Source organism: Paenirhizobium daejeonense (assembly GCF_014280875.1).
Taxonomy (GTDB): domain Bacteria; phylum Pseudomonadota; class Alphaproteobacteria; order Rhizobiales; family Rhizobiaceae; genus Allorhizobium; species Allorhizobium daejeonense.
In genome coordinates this window covers 483,234-498,927 of the sequence record NZ_JACLAL010000004.1, presented here as the reverse complement: position 1 = coordinate 498,927, position 15,694 = coordinate 483,234, and the positions used below count along the sequence as shown (strand labels likewise).

Annotated in this window: 16 protein-coding genes; 1 reads left to right on the top strand and 15 read right to left on the bottom strand. The window is 59.1% G+C overall.

From position 1 onward, the window contains the following. Nucleotides 1-10: 10 nt before the first annotated feature. From visR to H4I99_RS12195, 14 genes are all read right to left on the bottom strand, one after another. Nucleotides 11-760, bottom strand: a complete 750-nt coding sequence (gene visR, locus H4I99_RS12260; RefSeq protein ID WP_163903364.1) for a transcriptional regulator VisR — start codon at nucleotides 758-760, stop codon at nucleotides 11-13. Between the two features lie 14 nt (nucleotides 761-774). Further along, complete coding sequence (gene visN, locus H4I99_RS12255; protein WP_163903362.1) at nucleotides 775-1,521, bottom strand: transcriptional regulator VisN; 747 nt, start codon at nucleotides 1,519-1,521, stop codon at nucleotides 775-777. Between the two features lie 296 nt (nucleotides 1,522-1,817). Beyond that, complete coding sequence (gene fliF, locus H4I99_RS12250) at nucleotides 1,818-3,497, bottom strand: flagellar basal-body MS-ring/collar protein FliF (RefSeq protein WP_163903360.1); 1,680 nt, start codon at nucleotides 3,495-3,497, stop codon at nucleotides 1,818-1,820. Nucleotides 3,498-3,653: 156 nt separating this feature from the next. Continuing rightward, the gene (gene cheT / locus H4I99_RS12245) at nucleotides 3,654-4,040 is read right to left on the bottom strand and encodes a chemotaxis protein CheT (protein WP_163903358.1); all 387 of its coding nucleotides are present in this window, start codon (nucleotides 4,038-4,040) and stop codon (nucleotides 3,654-3,656) included. 14 nt (nucleotides 4,041-4,054) lie between these two features. After that, complete coding sequence (gene cheD / locus H4I99_RS12240) at nucleotides 4,055-4,609, bottom strand: chemoreceptor glutamine deamidase CheD (RefSeq protein ID WP_163903356.1); 555 nt, start codon at nucleotides 4,607-4,609, stop codon at nucleotides 4,055-4,057. Further along, entirely contained in the window at nucleotides 4,606-4,995 is a 390-nt protein-coding gene (locus tag H4I99_RS12235) for a response regulator (protein ID WP_099056621.1), read from the bottom strand. The genes cheD and H4I99_RS12235 overlap by 4 nt, the downstream gene beginning before the upstream one ends. Continuing rightward, a complete protein-coding gene (gene cheB / locus H4I99_RS12230; RefSeq protein WP_163903354.1) occupies nucleotides 4,995-6,044 on the bottom strand; it encodes a protein-glutamate O-methylesterase CheB in 1,050 nt (349 codons plus the stop codon). The genes H4I99_RS12235 and cheB overlap by 1 nt, the downstream gene beginning before the upstream one ends. Then, nucleotides 6,044-6,949 carry a protein-glutamate O-methyltransferase CheR gene (cheR, locus tag H4I99_RS12225; protein WP_163903352.1) on the bottom strand — a complete coding sequence of 302 codons (906 nt, stop codon included), beginning with the start codon at nucleotides 6,947-6,949 and terminating at the stop codon, nucleotides 6,044-6,046. Before cheR ends, cheB begins: the two co-directional genes overlap by 1 nt. Beyond that, nucleotides 6,946-7,413: a chemotaxis protein CheW gene (locus tag H4I99_RS12220; protein WP_163903350.1), complete on the bottom strand. Its 468-nt coding sequence runs from the start codon at nucleotides 7,411-7,413 to the stop codon at nucleotides 6,946-6,948. Before H4I99_RS12220 ends, cheR begins: the two co-directional genes overlap by 4 nt. A gap of 39 nt (nucleotides 7,414-7,452) precedes the next feature. Then, complete coding sequence (locus tag H4I99_RS12215) at nucleotides 7,453-9,726, bottom strand: chemotaxis protein CheA (RefSeq protein WP_163903348.1); 2,274 nt, start codon at nucleotides 9,724-9,726, stop codon at nucleotides 7,453-7,455. Between the two features lie 16 nt (nucleotides 9,727-9,742). Continuing rightward, entirely contained in the window at nucleotides 9,743-10,108 is a 366-nt protein-coding gene (gene cheY1, locus H4I99_RS12210; RefSeq protein ID WP_099056616.1) for a chemotaxis response regulator CheY1, read from the bottom strand. Then, complete coding sequence (locus tag H4I99_RS12205; protein ID WP_163903346.1) at nucleotides 10,108-10,404, bottom strand: STAS domain-containing protein; 297 nt, start codon at nucleotides 10,402-10,404, stop codon at nucleotides 10,108-10,110. Before H4I99_RS12205 ends, cheY1 begins: the two co-directional genes overlap by 1 nt. 136 nt (nucleotides 10,405-10,540) lie before the next feature. Next, nucleotides 10,541-12,199, bottom strand: a complete 1,659-nt coding sequence (locus tag H4I99_RS12200; protein ID WP_163903345.1) for a globin-coupled sensor protein — start codon at nucleotides 12,197-12,199, stop codon at nucleotides 10,541-10,543. 353 nt (nucleotides 12,200-12,552) lie between these two features. Further along, nucleotides 12,553-13,362, bottom strand: coding sequence for an inositol monophosphatase family protein (locus tag H4I99_RS12195; RefSeq protein WP_163903343.1), 810 nt, complete (start codon nucleotides 13,360-13,362; stop codon nucleotides 12,553-12,555). 231 nt (nucleotides 13,363-13,593) lie between these two features. On the opposite strand from H4I99_RS12195, the gene H4I99_RS12190 reads away from it, so the two are divergent. Further along, nucleotides 13,594-13,875: a hypothetical protein gene (locus tag H4I99_RS12190; RefSeq protein ID WP_163903341.1), complete on the top strand. Its 282-nt coding sequence runs from the start codon at nucleotides 13,594-13,596 to the stop codon at nucleotides 13,873-13,875. A gap of 4 nt (nucleotides 13,876-13,879) precedes the next feature. Here the strand turns inward: H4I99_RS12190 and H4I99_RS12185 are convergent, their stop codons facing one another. Next, a complete protein-coding gene (locus H4I99_RS12185) occupies nucleotides 13,880-15,514 on the bottom strand; it encodes a sensor histidine kinase (protein WP_244625044.1) in 1,635 nt (544 codons plus the stop codon). Nucleotides 15,515-15,694 lie beyond the last annotated feature (180 nt).

Below are 15,694 nucleotides of genomic sequence, written 5' to 3'. Positions count from 1 at the left end.
ATATTGTTTATCAGGTGATGTACCCCAGCCGAATGGCTTTTGCGATCGCCTGGATGCGGTTGACGGAATCAAGTTTGATCGTCGCCGATCCGAGGTAGGCGTTGACCGTATGGACCGAGAGACCGAGCCGTTCAGCGATTTCTTCGCTGATACGGCCATCGCCCGCCAGCTGTAGACAGGCAATCTCCCGGTCGCTCAGCGCTTCGGCCGGCATGGCACGCCGCTCCTCGATCGAAAGTATGTCCATCATGATCCGGCCACAACGACCGTGAGCCTCGATGATGACTTCTCCCGGAATGTCCACCCCACCCGTAGTCGCAAAGACGACAAGGCCGTTGCCAACGGCACCGAGCCTTACCGGAAAGGCGATGCCGGAATATGGCAGGATGCGTGGTTTCAACTGGCGGACGAAGGCTGTAAAATCCGAAGCTTCGGCAAAACTTGCGGGATCCTCGGCACTCCAGGTCAGGGGCAGGAGCGAGGTTTCCAGATGGGCCAGCAGGGCCTCACCGTAAGCAGCGATCAAGCTATCGCTTCCTGCCGGAAGGGCGGCGCCCCAACTTTCATATTCCCGCTCCAGACGCCGTTTGGAAGGAACACTGCCACCCACGAGCTTGAGAACCGTAAAGCCCTTGGCATGAAGCGACCGCTGGAGGGACACGAGTTTCGGAAAGATATCGGAGCGGGAGATCGCATGACGGGAGCCCGGAGCGAGTTGGTCGCTCCGCACGCTTTCCACCGCCCCTGGCGTATAACCCATCCCCTCTTTTCCCTTCATACGAGATTGTTTCTCACCGCATAAGCGATGGCCTCCGATCTTGTCTTGGTGGCCGTCTTGCGCATGACGCTGGTGATGTAGTTGTTGATCGTGTTGCGTGAAATACCGAGAATGGTGGCTATCTCGTCCGAGGTCTTGCCTTCTGCGATCCAGAACAGACATTCCAGTTCGCGTTCCGTCAGATCGAAATCCCGATCCACCTTATGGCCGCCACTATTCGTGAGACTGACGCAATAGCCGGTAAGAAGACCAACCTCCCGTAGACGCTCCGGCGAGAGAACGATATCCTCGTCGAAAAGCAGCATGAGCGAAAACCGGGTTCGGCCGACGCTGAGGGTCAGGGAACAATACTGGCGGCTCGTTTCATCAGGCACATCCGCGTCATCAGGCAAAAGGCCGAACTTCGGCTGCAGCACCGAGAGACATTTTTCAAGCTCGGTGGTGCGGGAATAGGTGGCGGCGATCTCGCTTTCGAGCCTGCGCACAAGATCGAACGGCCAATTGGAGGACACCACAAAATCCAGCCCGTTTTCCTGGACAAGGTCGTAACGGGCGAGAAGAAAATGACTGGCGCCGACGTAACGGGTAAGGATGCGCAAGCCGGCGCTCAAATGCCCGGATTGCGCAGCAGCCGCGAGATCCAGCAACAAGGCCTCGCGTGAAATGGACAGCTGTGGATCCGCGGTCGCCGGACGCGACCGCGCCCTGCTCCCGGCATCCGATTTGGATTGCTCCAAGTCCATTTTATTGGCCCCTCGCAAGGACGTTTCCATGATGGGAAAGCCAGACGGAAATTCCGGTTCCAGCCTAGACAGCCAGATGGCACCGCCCACACATGTTAACGAATCATAGCCAATTTAAAAGATAAAGAGCCAAAGATCACACCCCGGAATGGGGGTGTCCCCAACTTCCCGAATGGCTGCCTCATGCAGGCCGTGCACGGCGCGAGACACCACGATAGAACCGCCCGAAGAAGACCCCAATGAAAAACGCGCCGGAGAGACCGGCGCGTTTTTTTCGATTGAACTCATCTTTGATGTTAAGCGGCCTTGTCCACGGCCCACTTGCGAAGGATCTTGGCGGCGCGTTCTTCGCTGATCTCCACCATGCGCGAGAGGCGCCGCTCCGGACCTTCCTTGACGCGACGGTTGAAGCCGCCATTCGGATCTTCTTCCATGGTAAGCAGATCGTCGGTGGAATCGAAACCGAAATCCGAACCAAAGCCATCCATGAGAGCACCGCCTGTGCCGCCCAAAGCGGGGGAGAAGTCGGGCAGCTCGAGCCCGGCTGCCTGCTCCGAGCCGCCTGCGATAGCAGCCCCGCCGTTTGCCGTGCGAACCATCGGACGGATGCCCATCCAGACGATCAGGAAGGCGACTGCAACGAAGGCGAGCGAGTTGATGATGCCCCCGAGATTTCGGCTCAACATATCCATGACGCCCGGGCCGGCAGCGGCCTCTTCGAGCAACTGGTTTTCGAGGAAGTCCATCGCCGTCAGCGTCACGACGTCCCCACGGTCGTTATTGAGGCCCGCGGCAGAGGAAACGATCTTCTGCATCTCGGCAAGATAGGCGTCAATCTTGGCCTGGTCCACGGGTTCGCCGACCATCTTGGCGATACGCCCCTTGTTGACCACGACGGCAACGGAGAGTTTCTCGACCGTGTAGCTGTTCTTTACGGTCGCGATGGTCTTGCTGTTGATCTCGTAGTTGGTCTGCTCTTCCTTCTTGTTCGCTTCGTCGGACGATTCCGGACCGCCTGCGCCGCCCTGGGGTGCACTCTGGGGAACGTTCTGCTCGACGGTCGCAGCGGAATCCTGTGCACGCGACTGCGATTTCTGGGCTTCCTTCGTGACCCGAACCGAACGCTCGACGCGCGATTCCGGATCATAGACAGTTTCCTGGATCTGCTGGGTATCGGTATTGAGCTGAGCGGTAACGCTGGAGCGGAAGTTGTCCATGCCCAGGAAGGGGGCAAGGGCCTTGTCGATGTTGGATTCGATTTCCTGCTGTACGGACTGCACGACACCGAGCGAACGATTGGCCGGTCCGCCGCTTTCATCGCCGGAGGCGAGAAGCTGGCCGGTGGAATCCAGAATGGTAACGTCCTCGACATCGAGGCCGGGGACCGCAGACGCAACCATGTGACGAATGGAAGAAGCAGCCTTCCGTCCGGTTTCACTACCCGCTCGAATCATGACGGAAGCCGTCGGTTTCTGTTCACCGCGGCGGAAATTGCCGACATCCGGCAAAACGATGTGAACGCGAGCCGCGGCAATACCGTTGATCTGTTGGATGGTCCTGGCGATTTCGCCTTCAAGAGCGCGAACCCGGGTCACTTCCTGCATGAAGGAGGTCAGGCCGAGCGAACCAACGTTGTCAAACAGTTCGTAGCCGGCATTGGCGCTGTTCGGCAGGCCGCGTTCGGCGAGCAGCAAACGAGCCCTGCTGGTCATGCCGGCCGGAACCCTTACGCTTTTGCCATCCGTGCCGGTCTCGAAATCGATGCCAGATTCAGCGAGTGCAATACTGACCTGATTGAGATCCGTTGGCTCCAACCCGACATAAAGGGTCTCGTAGGCAGGTTTATTGACGAAAATTGCTGCCGAAATGATGAGCGCGACGGAAACGATGGCGACGCCAGCTATTGCCAGAAGCCTGGTTTGCCCCAGCGACGCCAGATTCTTAAACATCTGAAGTAATTGATTTAACAGATTCATTCTGTCTCGCACCATCAACAAGAAGGGTTTGCGGGCTTTTGCCTTGGTGCGACCATAGAAACCGAAACTTGTGCGAACGTTTCGTTGCTTGAAGAAACGCAAGCACTGTCTTCGGCGACCGCCCCGCATCAGCGGGACGATCGAATCAAAACGGAATTAGAAGAAGTCGAAATCCCCCGCAGCCTTGCTGAGCGGCTGGGAATGACCGTGGCGCATTCCGGCACCGAGCGCCTTCTGCATGTCGGCAAGTTTGACCAGGCTCAATGCGGTGCTCATATCGACCATCCAGTCGGCCGGGATGGAGCCGGTAATGGTGTCGATGAATTCCGCAAGCCCCCGCGTCTTCTGGACCACGAGGTCGATGCCCTGCAGTACCTTGAGACTATTGGGCGATTCGAGAACCTTCTCCCCGCCGAGCTCCAGCAACTGGGGCTCTATGCGCTCGATCAGATAGGCGACGTCGTGGAGTTCCGAAACGACCCTCATCAGGATCTCGGGCAAGGCTTCTTCGGTCGCGATATCCGCTTTGTCTTCGTTTAGCATCCGGTTTCCAGTACTTAGAAAAATTCGATTGAGCTTTCCACCGGCTTCGAAGCGGGAATGGGTCGCTGCTCGAGAGCCACCGTCTTCTGCGTTTCTGCACCCGTGAGGGGATACTGCCGTGCGCGACCGCTGACCGGCCAGTATTCCAGTTTGCGACCGTGCTCTCCGCCCGTCGACGAGCCGACCACCTTTATTCCTTCATCTCTCAGAAACTGCATCGCGAATGCAGCGTTCTGTTCGCCAACGTTGGAGAATGTGGCGATGGTTTTGGCCCCGCCGAAGATCTTGGCTTCGAGCCGGTCACGTCGCGCGCCCTGCTTCAAAAGACCATTGATCAAGAGTTCCATGAGATGGACGCCATATCGTGTAGCGTCTCCGCCCCCGGCTCCCGGGGTGGCCGAGCCCGGCAGCAGGAAATGATTCATTCCTCCCACGCCGGCCACGGGATCGCGCATGCAGGCAGCGACGCACGACCCAAGAATGGTCGTCAGGACGACATTGGGGTCATTGATGACCTTGTATTCGCCCTGAATAATATGCACGCGCTTGCCTGCACTATCGTCGATCATTTCAACGCTCCGAACACCGCTTCGATCGCGGCTTTCATCTTCTCGATGGTGAACGGCTTGGCGAGCACGTTGTTTGCACCGAGCTGCGCAGCCTTCTGAACGAGAGCGCGGTCGCCCTGCGCGGTCAGAATGATAAAGGCTGCCTTCTTGGTGGTCGGGTTCGTGCGAACAGCCTGGAGGAAGTTCAGACCATCCATCTTCGGCATGTTGAAGTCGGAGATGACGAGATGATGGGGCTGTTGCTCCATGATCTTCATGCCCTGCTCGCCATCGCCGGCTGCGGTGATCTGCTTGAAACCAAGCTGGGTGAGTGCATCGCTGAGCAGCAGACGACTGGTCACCTGATCGTCAACGATCAGCACTTTTATCTTTTCGGCTAGAGACATTATTCGATACCTTCTTTTCGAGCGGCAGTTAGTTTGAGGATTTCCTCCCCAATGGAACCAAGGGGCAATTGCTGTTCGACGGCACCCAACTCATGGGCGACGCGGGGCATCCCGTAGACCACGCAGGTCTTCTCGTTCTGGCCGAGCGTGCGCGCACCGGCGTGGCGCATCTTCAGCAGACCGGAAGCGCCGTCGCGCCCCATCCCGGTCAGGATGACCCCGACCGCATTTCGGCCCGCCAGCTCGGCAACCGAATCAAAGAGCACGTCGACAGACGGGCGATGTCCATTGACCGGCGGACGTTCGAGCAGCCGGCAACTCGGGGCCGAGGCGTTGACCACCTGCAGATGGCGGTCGCCGCCCGGCGCCAGATAGATCTTTCCGATTTCCAGTCTTGCCCCATCCGTCGCCTCCTCCACTACGGGCGCGCAGAGACGATTAAGGCGTTCAGCAAAACTTTTCGTAAATGTCGGCGGCATGTGCTGGGTGATGACCGTCGGCGGGCAATTGCGCGGAAACTTCTGAAGCACGGTGATAAGCGCCTCGACACCGCCGGTCGAAGAGCCGATCGCCACGATTTTGCGTCCCACGCGGAAATCGGTTGCGGGGCTTGCGGCAGCCGGCGCGGCAGCCGCGCCGCCGTGAGCACGATGAAGGCCGGAACGAGCCGCAGCCTTCACCTTGTCAGCGAGATCGCCGAAAGGGCGGGGTTCGCCTGGGCCGGGCTTGCCGACACAATCGAAAGCGCCGATCTCAAGCGCAGCTAGCGTCGCCTCGGCACCGCGATGCGTCATCGTCGAGACCATGATGACCGGCATAGGCCGGAGCTTCATGATCTTGTCGAGGAATTCGAGGCCGTTCATGTTCGGCATCTCGATATCGAGCGTAACGACATCAGGATTGAGCTGCTTGATGGCAGCACGCGCCTCCATGGCGTCACCCGCCTGACCCACGACATTGACTTCCGGATCGGAATTCAGGACGGCGGTAATCAGACCACGCATGGTCGGGCTATCATCGACTACGAGGACCCTTGCCGGATTGCCCATTATTTTCGCCCTCCAGCCTTGCCTGTGTAGCGATAGGTTGTGATGCCAATATTATCGAAGTTGTTCTTCGCCTCTCCGGATACCCGCTCGGAATGACCGATATAGAGGTGTCCGCCTTCCGGCAGCAGGCCGGCGAAGCGGGTCCAGATACGCATCTGGGTGGGCTCGTCGAAATAGATCACCACGTTACGGCAGAAGATCACATCGAACTGACCCTTGAACGGCCATTGCGACATTAGGTTCAGTTCGTTGAACGTAATCAGGCGCTTGACCCGGTCATCAATCTGGAACTTGCGACGGCCGTTGATGTCGACCTCACGGAACCACTGCTTGCGCATGGCCGGGCTCACCGTTTCCAGAGCAGTTTCATCATAGGAACCAGCCTTGGCGAGCGCCAGTATCTTGGGATCGATGTCAGTCGCAAGAATCTTGAAATCGTAATCCGCCGCATTGGGTAGCAGTGACAGTACCGTCAGCGCGATCGAGTAGGGCTCCTGCCCGTCGGAACAGGCCGCCGACCAGATGCGGACCCTACCGCCAGCCTTGGCGCGATTAATCAGTTCGGGCAGGACATCCGTTCGCAGATGATCGAAGTGATGGTTTTCGCGGAAGAAACGCGTGAAATTCGTCGTCAGATGCGACAGCATCTCACGACGCTCGGCGGCACCTTCCGGCGACGCCACTAGATTGCAGTAGGCCCGGAACCCCGAAAGGCCGAGATTGCGGATATGCTTCGACAAACGCGAATAGACAAGTGACGCCTTGGAATCGTTAAGCGATATCCCGGCATCCGAATAGATCATCGCGGCAATCTCGTTCAGATCTCGCCTGGTCAACGGGTATTCGCCGCTGGCGAGTACCTCGTCATCCGAGAGACGGGAGGCAGAACCGATGGCAACCGTCATGCGGCCTCGCTTTCAGTTTCAACGATGAGGGCACCGAGTTCGACCAGGCAGATCATGCGCTTGTCGATTGACAGGATGCCACGGGCATATTGCTTTTCGAGGTCGGAAGAGACTTCCGGCGTCGGCTGGATCTGGTCGTCGGTGACGGTCAGGATATCGGAGACGGCATCGACCAGAAGTCCGACCACCTTTGAATGCACCTGGGCAACGATGATCACATGGCGGGCCGTCGGCTCTGCGGGCTTCATGCCAAGTCGGCTCGAGAGATCGATAATCGGCAGGACGGCACCACGAAGGTTGATGACGCCCATCATGTAGGACGGAGTATGGGGTAGCGGGGTCACAGGCGTCCAGCCACGAATTTCGCGAACCGACATGATGTTCACGCAGAATTCCTGATCTCCGATCCGGAAGGCGATAAGCTCCCGATTCCCCTCAACCAAGCTTTTTGCCGCATACGACATGACACTACCCTGATACTGATACTAACCTTTTTATCGTCCTTAGACCGCCAACGACATTTCCTGTTTCAGCGACTGGCCACGCGAAGCCGCGACCACCGCATCGACATCGAGGATAAGCGCGACGCGTCCATCGCCCAAGATCGTTGCAGCCGCGATGCCGGGGACGTGGGTATAATTGGCCTCGAGGCTCTTGATGACCACCTGACGCTGTCCCTGAATGGCATCCACCATGAGCGCGCGCTGACCGCCGCCTTCGGATTCGACCAGCAAAGCAACACCTTCGATCGGATTGGCCTGGGTCGCACGGAAGTTCAGGATCCGTCCGACATCGACCAGCGGGCAGAACGAATTGCGGATGGAGATCAGCCGCTGGTTTGCGCCAAAGGAGTGAATGTTCTGCGCTTCCGGCTGCAGTGTTTCGACAATTGCGGTCAACGGAACGACCAGCGTCTGCCCGGCAACGGTCACGACCATGCCGTCGAGAACGGCAAGCGTCAGCGGCAGGCTCATGGTGAAGGTCGAGCCCTGTCCCGGCCTGGAGCTGATCGAGATACGACCGCCGAGTGCCTGGATCGAGCGCTTCACGACGTCCATGCCCACACCTCGGCCGGAGATGTCGGAAATCTTGTCTGCCGTGGAGAAGCCCGGCATGAAGATCAGGTTGTCGATTTCCTCATCTGTCAGGTTCGCATCGGCGGCGATCAGGTCGTTATCGATCGCCTTCTGTCGGACGCGTTCGCGATTGATGCCGGCGCCGTCATCGACCAGTTCGATGACGATACGGCCGGAGCGATGCTTGGCGGTCAGCTTGACCGTACCTTCCGGATTCTTCCCGGCGGCCACGCGCTTTTCGGGCGTTTCGATACCGTGGTCGACGGCATTGCGGATCATGTGGGTCAACGGTTCGGCAAGCTTGTCGATGACCGTCTTGTCCACTTCGGTGTTTTCACCCTCGGTGACGAGACGGATCGTCTTGCCGACCATGTCCGCGACTTCGCGAACGATACGCGACATTCGCTGGAATACCGGCTTTACCGGCTGCGCGCGGATCGCCATGACCGAGTCCTGGATCTCGCGGGTGAGCTGCTGCAGCTCTTCGAGGCCCATGTTGATGGACGAGGCGCCGTTGTTGTCGTTCTCGATAACGCTCTGGGAAAGCATCGCCTGGTTGATGACGAGCTCGCCGACGAGGTTGATCAGACGGTCGACGCGATCGAGATCGACGCGGATGGTCTGGCCTGCGGCGGCATTGCCCTGCGCAGCGGCGGCAGCGGCTGCGGCAGCCGCTGGGGTTTCCTTCTTCTCGACCTTAGCGCTGTCGGTCGCAAGCTTCATCACGTTGCTGGCGGTTTCTGCTGCCGCGACGGCTGCGGAAACAGTCGCATCGACGTGATGCTCCTCGGTATCCTCATGCGCCTCGTCGGCATCATCGAGGATGGAGAGATCGAAGGGAACCGGAACCATCGGCGGTTCCTCACCGGCGGCAGCGCCCGTGTCGGTCTCGTGCAACTTGACCTCGAGGTCGCAATCCCATTCGGCGAATTCGAAGACCTGGCGGATGCCTTCTTCGCCCTTCTCCGTCTTGATCTGGATCTTCCAGGTGAAATAAGCCGCTTCCGGATCCATGTCGTCGAGTGACGGCAGGTCTTCCATGTTGCAGTGGATGCTCATCTCGCCGATCCGCGAGAGATCGCGCAACAGCAGGGCGGCTTCATTGCCCTTGGCATAAAGCTCGCGACGCGGCTTGAAGGTCACGTCGAAGGTAGAGGCCTCGATCGTCGGCTCTTCGTCTTCGCCGAAACCGTCGAAGGTGAAGGGGATCGGTTGGAAGCCGCTATCGTCGGTGGGAGCAGCCGGCGCCGCTGCCTTTGCGGGAGCCTTGGCAGCAGGCTTCGGGGCTGCCGCCACCGGAGCGGATGCAACCGGCACTTCGCCGTTTGCAAGGGCTTCCAGTTCCTTGACCAATCCGTTGGAGCGGGCAGCATCGACGCCGCCCCCGTCGCGGGACGCGCTGACCAAGTCGGCCAACACGTCGGCCGACTTGAGCATGACCTTCATAACTTCCGGGCCGGGCTCCAGCTTGTTGGAACGAACGCAATCAAGAGTCGTTTCAAAGACATGCGCAAATGCCACGAGGTCATCCAGACCGAAGGCACCCGCGCCGCCCTTGATCGAGTGAACGGCGCGAAACACAGCGTTGACTGTTTCCGGGTCACGATCACCGTCATTCATTTTCAGAAGACCGGATTCCAGTTCAGCGAGCTGTTCTTCGCATTCCTGAAAAAAGATCTCTTTGATTTCGTTCATATCCATAGGAGAAAATCCCGGCTTAGGCGGTTACACGCTCGATGGCATCGATCAGTTTGGTCGGATCGAAAGGCTTGACGATCCAGCCGGTCGCGCCAGCCTGGCGAGCGCGGTTCTTCTTCTCCGCATCGCTTTCCGTGGTGAGAACCAGGATCGGAACAGCGCGATACTTTTCGTTACGGCGAACACCTTCGATGAAACCAAAGCCATCGAGGCGCGGCATGTTGATATCCGTCACGATGACGTCGGGGTTGGCTTCCTCGAGAACCTCGAGGCCTTCCACGCCGTCTTCGGCCTGAATGGTTTCGAAGCCTGCATTGTTGAGGGTTACCAGCAGCATGTTACGGATGGTTCTGGAGTCATCCACTGTGAGTACTTTTTTCTTCATTACCGGCTCTCCTTAGCGAGCAGATGATCAATGTTCACGCCAATCAGTTGAAGTGTCTTGGTGAAGGCATCTGAGACCTTCACGAAAGAGAAGGGCTTCTTGTCCGTTTCCCATGCGTTCGCACCAGCCATGAGGATCTGCACACACTGGGCGCCGACACGCTCGACGCCCGAAGCGTCGACCGCCAGTCCGCTGCCGCGCAGGGACATGAGGTTTTCCCGAAGGTTCGAAGCCTCATTCAGGTCCAGCACTGCGGACAGTTTCAGACTCTTCTGTTCGCCTTTCTTGCTTGCCATCAGTTCTTTCCTTGTCTTACGAGCCCCTGGACATCATAACGCTGCCTGCTGCACGGCGGTCCGTACCTCCGCCGATCCTCAGGTCGCATGGCCCGCCCGATATTCCTTGTGTACCCGAAGGTGGTAAACAATCCCCTCAACCTCCGAGCCCTGCGATCCCGACATGGAAGTCGAAATCGTCATCGAATGCGAAATCGTCGTGAGCCACTGAAAGCGGCTGCGGCTGTTCTGCCGGATGGATCGCAGGTGCTGCTGCGCCGGCAATCTCAAACGCCGGGCGAGCCGCCTTCGGCGGCCTGCCCTGCCGTTCGATATGAAATTCTCGGATGGTGCGACCGAGTTCGAGGATGACGGTGTGCAGTCGGTCGGTGCCCTCGTGCGACTGACGGGCGCGTGCGGCGTTTTCCGCTGCTTCCGTACCGAGGTTTGCGACCGTACCGGCAACGGCTTCCAGCCCTGCCGCCTGGGTGGCGCTCTCCCGCGCGATATCGGCGACCGCATCATTGATACCGCCGACTTGTGTGACGATGCCACCGATCGCTTCCTGGGTGCGGGCGACCATGTCGACGCCTGCCTCGACCTGCGCCTTGGTGGTGGCGACAAGGGTCTTGATTTCCCGGGCGGCATCCGCCGATCGCTGGGCGAGCGCCCGCACTTCCTGCGCGACCACGGCAAAGCCTCGACCGCTATCGCCAGCGCGCGCTGCCTCGATCCCCGCATTGAGCGCCAGAAGATTTGTCTGGAAAGCGATCTCGTCGATGGCGCCGATGATATGGCCGATCTGTTCTGCGGATGCCTCGATGTCCGACATGGCGGAAATCGCCTGCCCCACGACATTGCCGCTCGCCTCGACCGACTGGCGGGTTGCTGCAACACTTTGTTCCGCGGCCCTTGTTTTTCCCGCGCTCTCGCGCACCCCGGCCGTCAGTTTATCGAGGATATCGGCCGCATCCTTCAGCCCCTCGGACTGGTTTCCGGCGCGGCCGGCAAAATCTTCCGCCGCAGCCGTGAATGCCGAGGTCGAGGTTTCGGCAAGACGGGCCTTTTCCTCGGAGGAGAGAAAGGCCTGCTGCAACTGGTCGAGTGCCGCATTCATCCGGCCTGCAAGAGCGGCATGGATTTCAGGCACGCCATCTGGAATGCGAACCGTCAGGTCCCGTTCGGCAAGGGCATCGACAACGGGCGTGAAGATTTCCTCAAAGACGGCGCGGTCCTTTTCGCGCTGTGCGGCGAGTTCCTTGTGATGCTTGACGCGCAGCTCGTTGAACCGCAGCGAGACGGCAATCTCGACATCGACCATCACCAGCCGGACGATGGCGCCGACCAGATCGGCAATCTCGCGGTTCTTCTTTCGACCGGTGGAAAGAAGGCTGCGGCCCGCCAGATCCTGCATTACCGCGCCGAGCAGATGCTCCAGCACAACGCCATGGCCGGCAACATGCCAGCGCGGATCGAGGCCCATGCGGCTCTCGGTATCGGACAGTACCTTGACCCGCTCGGCATAAAGCGCATCGAAACGCGCGTCGGTGAGCACTTCCCAATGGGAGGCAAGCAGGTCGTGCAGACGGTCGAACTGTCGCTCGCTGGAGAAATTGCGGGCGGCATCAGGAAAGGTCTGAAGACGCTGAAAAAGATCGCGAAGCCCCAGCTTGAGACTGGGTTCCAGTACATGGCGATGCTGGCGGAGAAGATCGCAGAAGCCGTCGTCCAGGCCGGCAAAACGCAACCGGTCGCGCAGGCTGCCTGCCTGTGCGTTTCCCGGCCGATCTGACGGCGAAACCTGCCCCACTGCCATCCCCGTTCCTGGACCGATCTCACGGGAGCGGTCCTGTCATTGCGGGGTCTGTCATCGATTGCGCGCATACACGTGTTGGCGACATCTGAGGATGCGGCAGACGGCATCGCTTTCAGCGAAGGCTTACCCCGGAATTGTGTCAATGCTTCTCATACCGGACCGAAACCGGTACGACGGGATGGCGTCATGCCCGACGGAAACGCCCCTTGCGGGAGTCCCTCTCCGACGTGTCCTTCAATCTTTATGGTTAATTCCTTGCCTGAAGGTTAATGAATTCCTTCCGGCGGCGTCATTTCGAAGCTTTCTGCACTGCAGCGAGCTTCAAGTGCGCTCAGAGCGTGCCGAATGTCACATCAGATGGCAGCGCGGGCCGTTGCACGCTCTATCAGAGCTTCCAGTTCGCCGCTGATCTGCGGCGCCGCTCCGGCCACCTTGCCGCCCGCCAAAAGACCGAGGGGACCCGGAAAATCCGCAGTCCAGCCGCCCGCCTCGCGGATCAGGCAAAGCGCTGCGAGGCAATCCCAGGCGTTGATATGCGGTTCGTAATAGCCTGCGAGACGACCGCAGGCGACATGGGTCAACATCAATGCACCGGAGCCGCTGCGGATGAACATGCCGCCGGCCTCCAGCAACACCTCGGCAAAACACGTGATCGAACGGATCGGTACGCGACCGTTCGCTCCAAGGCCCAGCAATCCGTTGGCAATCGTCGCGCGGGCATCAACTCGGATCGGCTTGCCATTAAGGAATGCACCACTTCCCTTGCGCGCAGTGAAGAACTCGTCGACGGTCGGCTGGTAGACGAGGCCGATAATGGTTTCATCACCTTTCATCAACGCGACCGAAACGCACCACTCCCGATAACCATGCAGAAAGCAGCTTGTGCCGTCGATCGGATCGACCACCCAGCGATACCCGCTTGCTCCTTCCCCAAGACCCGTCTCCTCACCCAGAAACCCGTCATCGGGGAAAGCGTCGGAAATCCGGTTGCGGATCAGGTCTTCTACCTCGCGGTCGGCGATGCTGACCACGTCCTGGCCACTCTTCTTCTCCTCAATGACCAACGCTTCCAGATTGCGGAAATGGGCGAGCGCCAATGTTCCAGCCTCGATGGTCAGGGCATGAGCAATCTCATAGCGAGCATCGTCTTCGGCAGTAGGCATCTGAAACAGCTTTCCGTTTTTCGACCTCGGGTGGGATGCGCCCACAAGGCATCGATTATTTCAGGCTGATAGGCCTTGTTCTTGACGATCAGATGATACCGCTTGGGGAAAACGGTTTACTGATAAGATGCGTGTACGATGGCGGAAACCTTTCGGCCGTCGGCGCGTTGTTTCGTCACCTTCATTTCGGACAGACAACCTTCATCCAGAACAGACACAGGGGCTGGAGCTATGGCAGAACTGGTACCTCAGGCCGTCGAGGGCCGATTGAACGCCCATCGCGAGATACTCGTGTCGCTGCTGGCTGCGGCGATGATGTCGCCCGAGGCATTGACAGACATGGTCCGGTCGCTGGAACAGGACGTCCTGACGCCCGATGGAGCCGAAGACCCCGGCCTTACCCCCTCGGCCGGTTATGCCTCCGGTGCAGAGCGCGGGGACGAGATACGCGAGATCCTGGTCACCGCCAGAGATCGGGCCGCGGCGTTGCAACGGATAAAAGCTCAGCCTTGAAGCCTCACGACACCGGATGCTCGCCGTGATCGCGTATGCTCTCGAAAGCGGAAAACGGCGCAACCAGCGACCACAATAGCCCCTTCTCATCGAAATCGATGGTGACCTTTCCGCCAAACGCGGCGGCTGCGTGTCGTTCGATGACCGTCGTACCGAAGCCGCGCCTGGATGGCTTCTTCACCGGCGGACCGCCGCTTTCGCTCCAGCGCATGCGAAGAGCAACCTGTTGTTCTTCGTCGACGAAACGTTCCCATTCCACAAGAATATGGCCATCGGGCACGGACAAGGCACCGTATTTCACCGAGTTGGTCGCCAGTTCGTGGAGTACAAGCCCGAGATTCTGAACTGCATTGGCATTGGCAAGGAAATCCGGTCCGCGTAGCGTTATGCGCTGACTGTCTCCCGTCACCGTTCCTAGTTGCAGCTTGATGACGCTCGAAACGGGAATGCCGCCCCATTGCTGCTTGGCCAAAGCCTCGATCGACTGGGCGAGGCCGGCCAGACGACCGCTCACCGCCTTCTGGAATTCGTCGATGTCATCTGTGCTGCGGGCGAGCTGGCGCATCATTGCCTGCACCAGAGAAAGGATGTTCTTCGTGCGGTGCACGAGTTCCTGCAGGATGAAATGCACCCGCTCTTCTGCCTGCGCGCGATCGAAAGAGGCATTGGATAGGGCAATGGAAACCTGATTGGCCTCCTTGACCTTGGTGATCTCGGGCGAAACGATCTCACCATGACCGATGCGCTCGGCCATACGAGCAATCTGGCGGATCGAACGACGCAGTTGATTGGCAGCGATCAACACGATGCACAGGCTGATTCCGAGAAGGACGACGCTGCCAAGGATCAACTGCCGCCAAGTGCTGACGATGGTACTCTGCGCCGCAGTTACGGGACCCCAGACCACAACGCGCCATGGCCAGTCATCGACCTTGGCGTAACCCAGCATCGTTCTAGCCTCTCCATCACCGAGAACGGCGCTCGCATTGGCGCCTGTCATGAGCCTCAGCATCTGCTCGGGGAACGGCCGGGCGGAGGGAATGTTATCTGGACCGCTTGAGACGATCACCTTGCCTTCGCCATCGAGAAGGGCCGCCGACCAACCGTTTGGGAGGCCCTCCGTCGTTGTCATGCTGGCGAGATCACCGGCATTCTGGGTCAGGACGATGGCATCGCCTACACCCGAAAGGTCTTCGGAAAGCGGCATCGTCAGGTTGAAGACCCACTGCTTCGCGGTCCCACCATAGAAAATGCCGGAGACCAATACGCGCTTCGCCGCAATGGCGGAATGCAGGTCCGCGATATTGGACATCTTTCCGAGCGGCGTTCCGAAAGGCACCCGTGTATTGAGCTTCTGCGTGCCGTCTGCCGTCACCAGCAGCACATAGAGCGAGCCTCCCCCGAGACTGGTTGCAGTGCGCGCGTGAAAGGCTGCCAGATCGCCGGACCTCAACTCTGCCGCTCCGGACAGAAGGCGTAGGGTCGTCGCCATATCTTCCAGCTTGCGTTCGAAATTGACGGAGATGGTCTGGGCATCCAGCGCCGCCTCGCGCCGTAAGGCATCATATTCGTTTCGCTCGAGTTCGGAGAGCAGGAAAACGACGAAAATCAGCAGAGGAACCGTCGCCAGGATGGCCATGGCTACGAGATAAACACTAAGCGAAGCTGTAGGAAAAAACTTTGAAAGTCTGTTCATTGTCTTGGCAGGCCCACGCTCGAAACGTGGGCGAGACCGTACCGTTCAAACGAATCCATCAGATCTCCCCGCCGCTGAAGTCACTAATCCTTTGATAACGCAGGTTCAACGTGCTGCCAACCA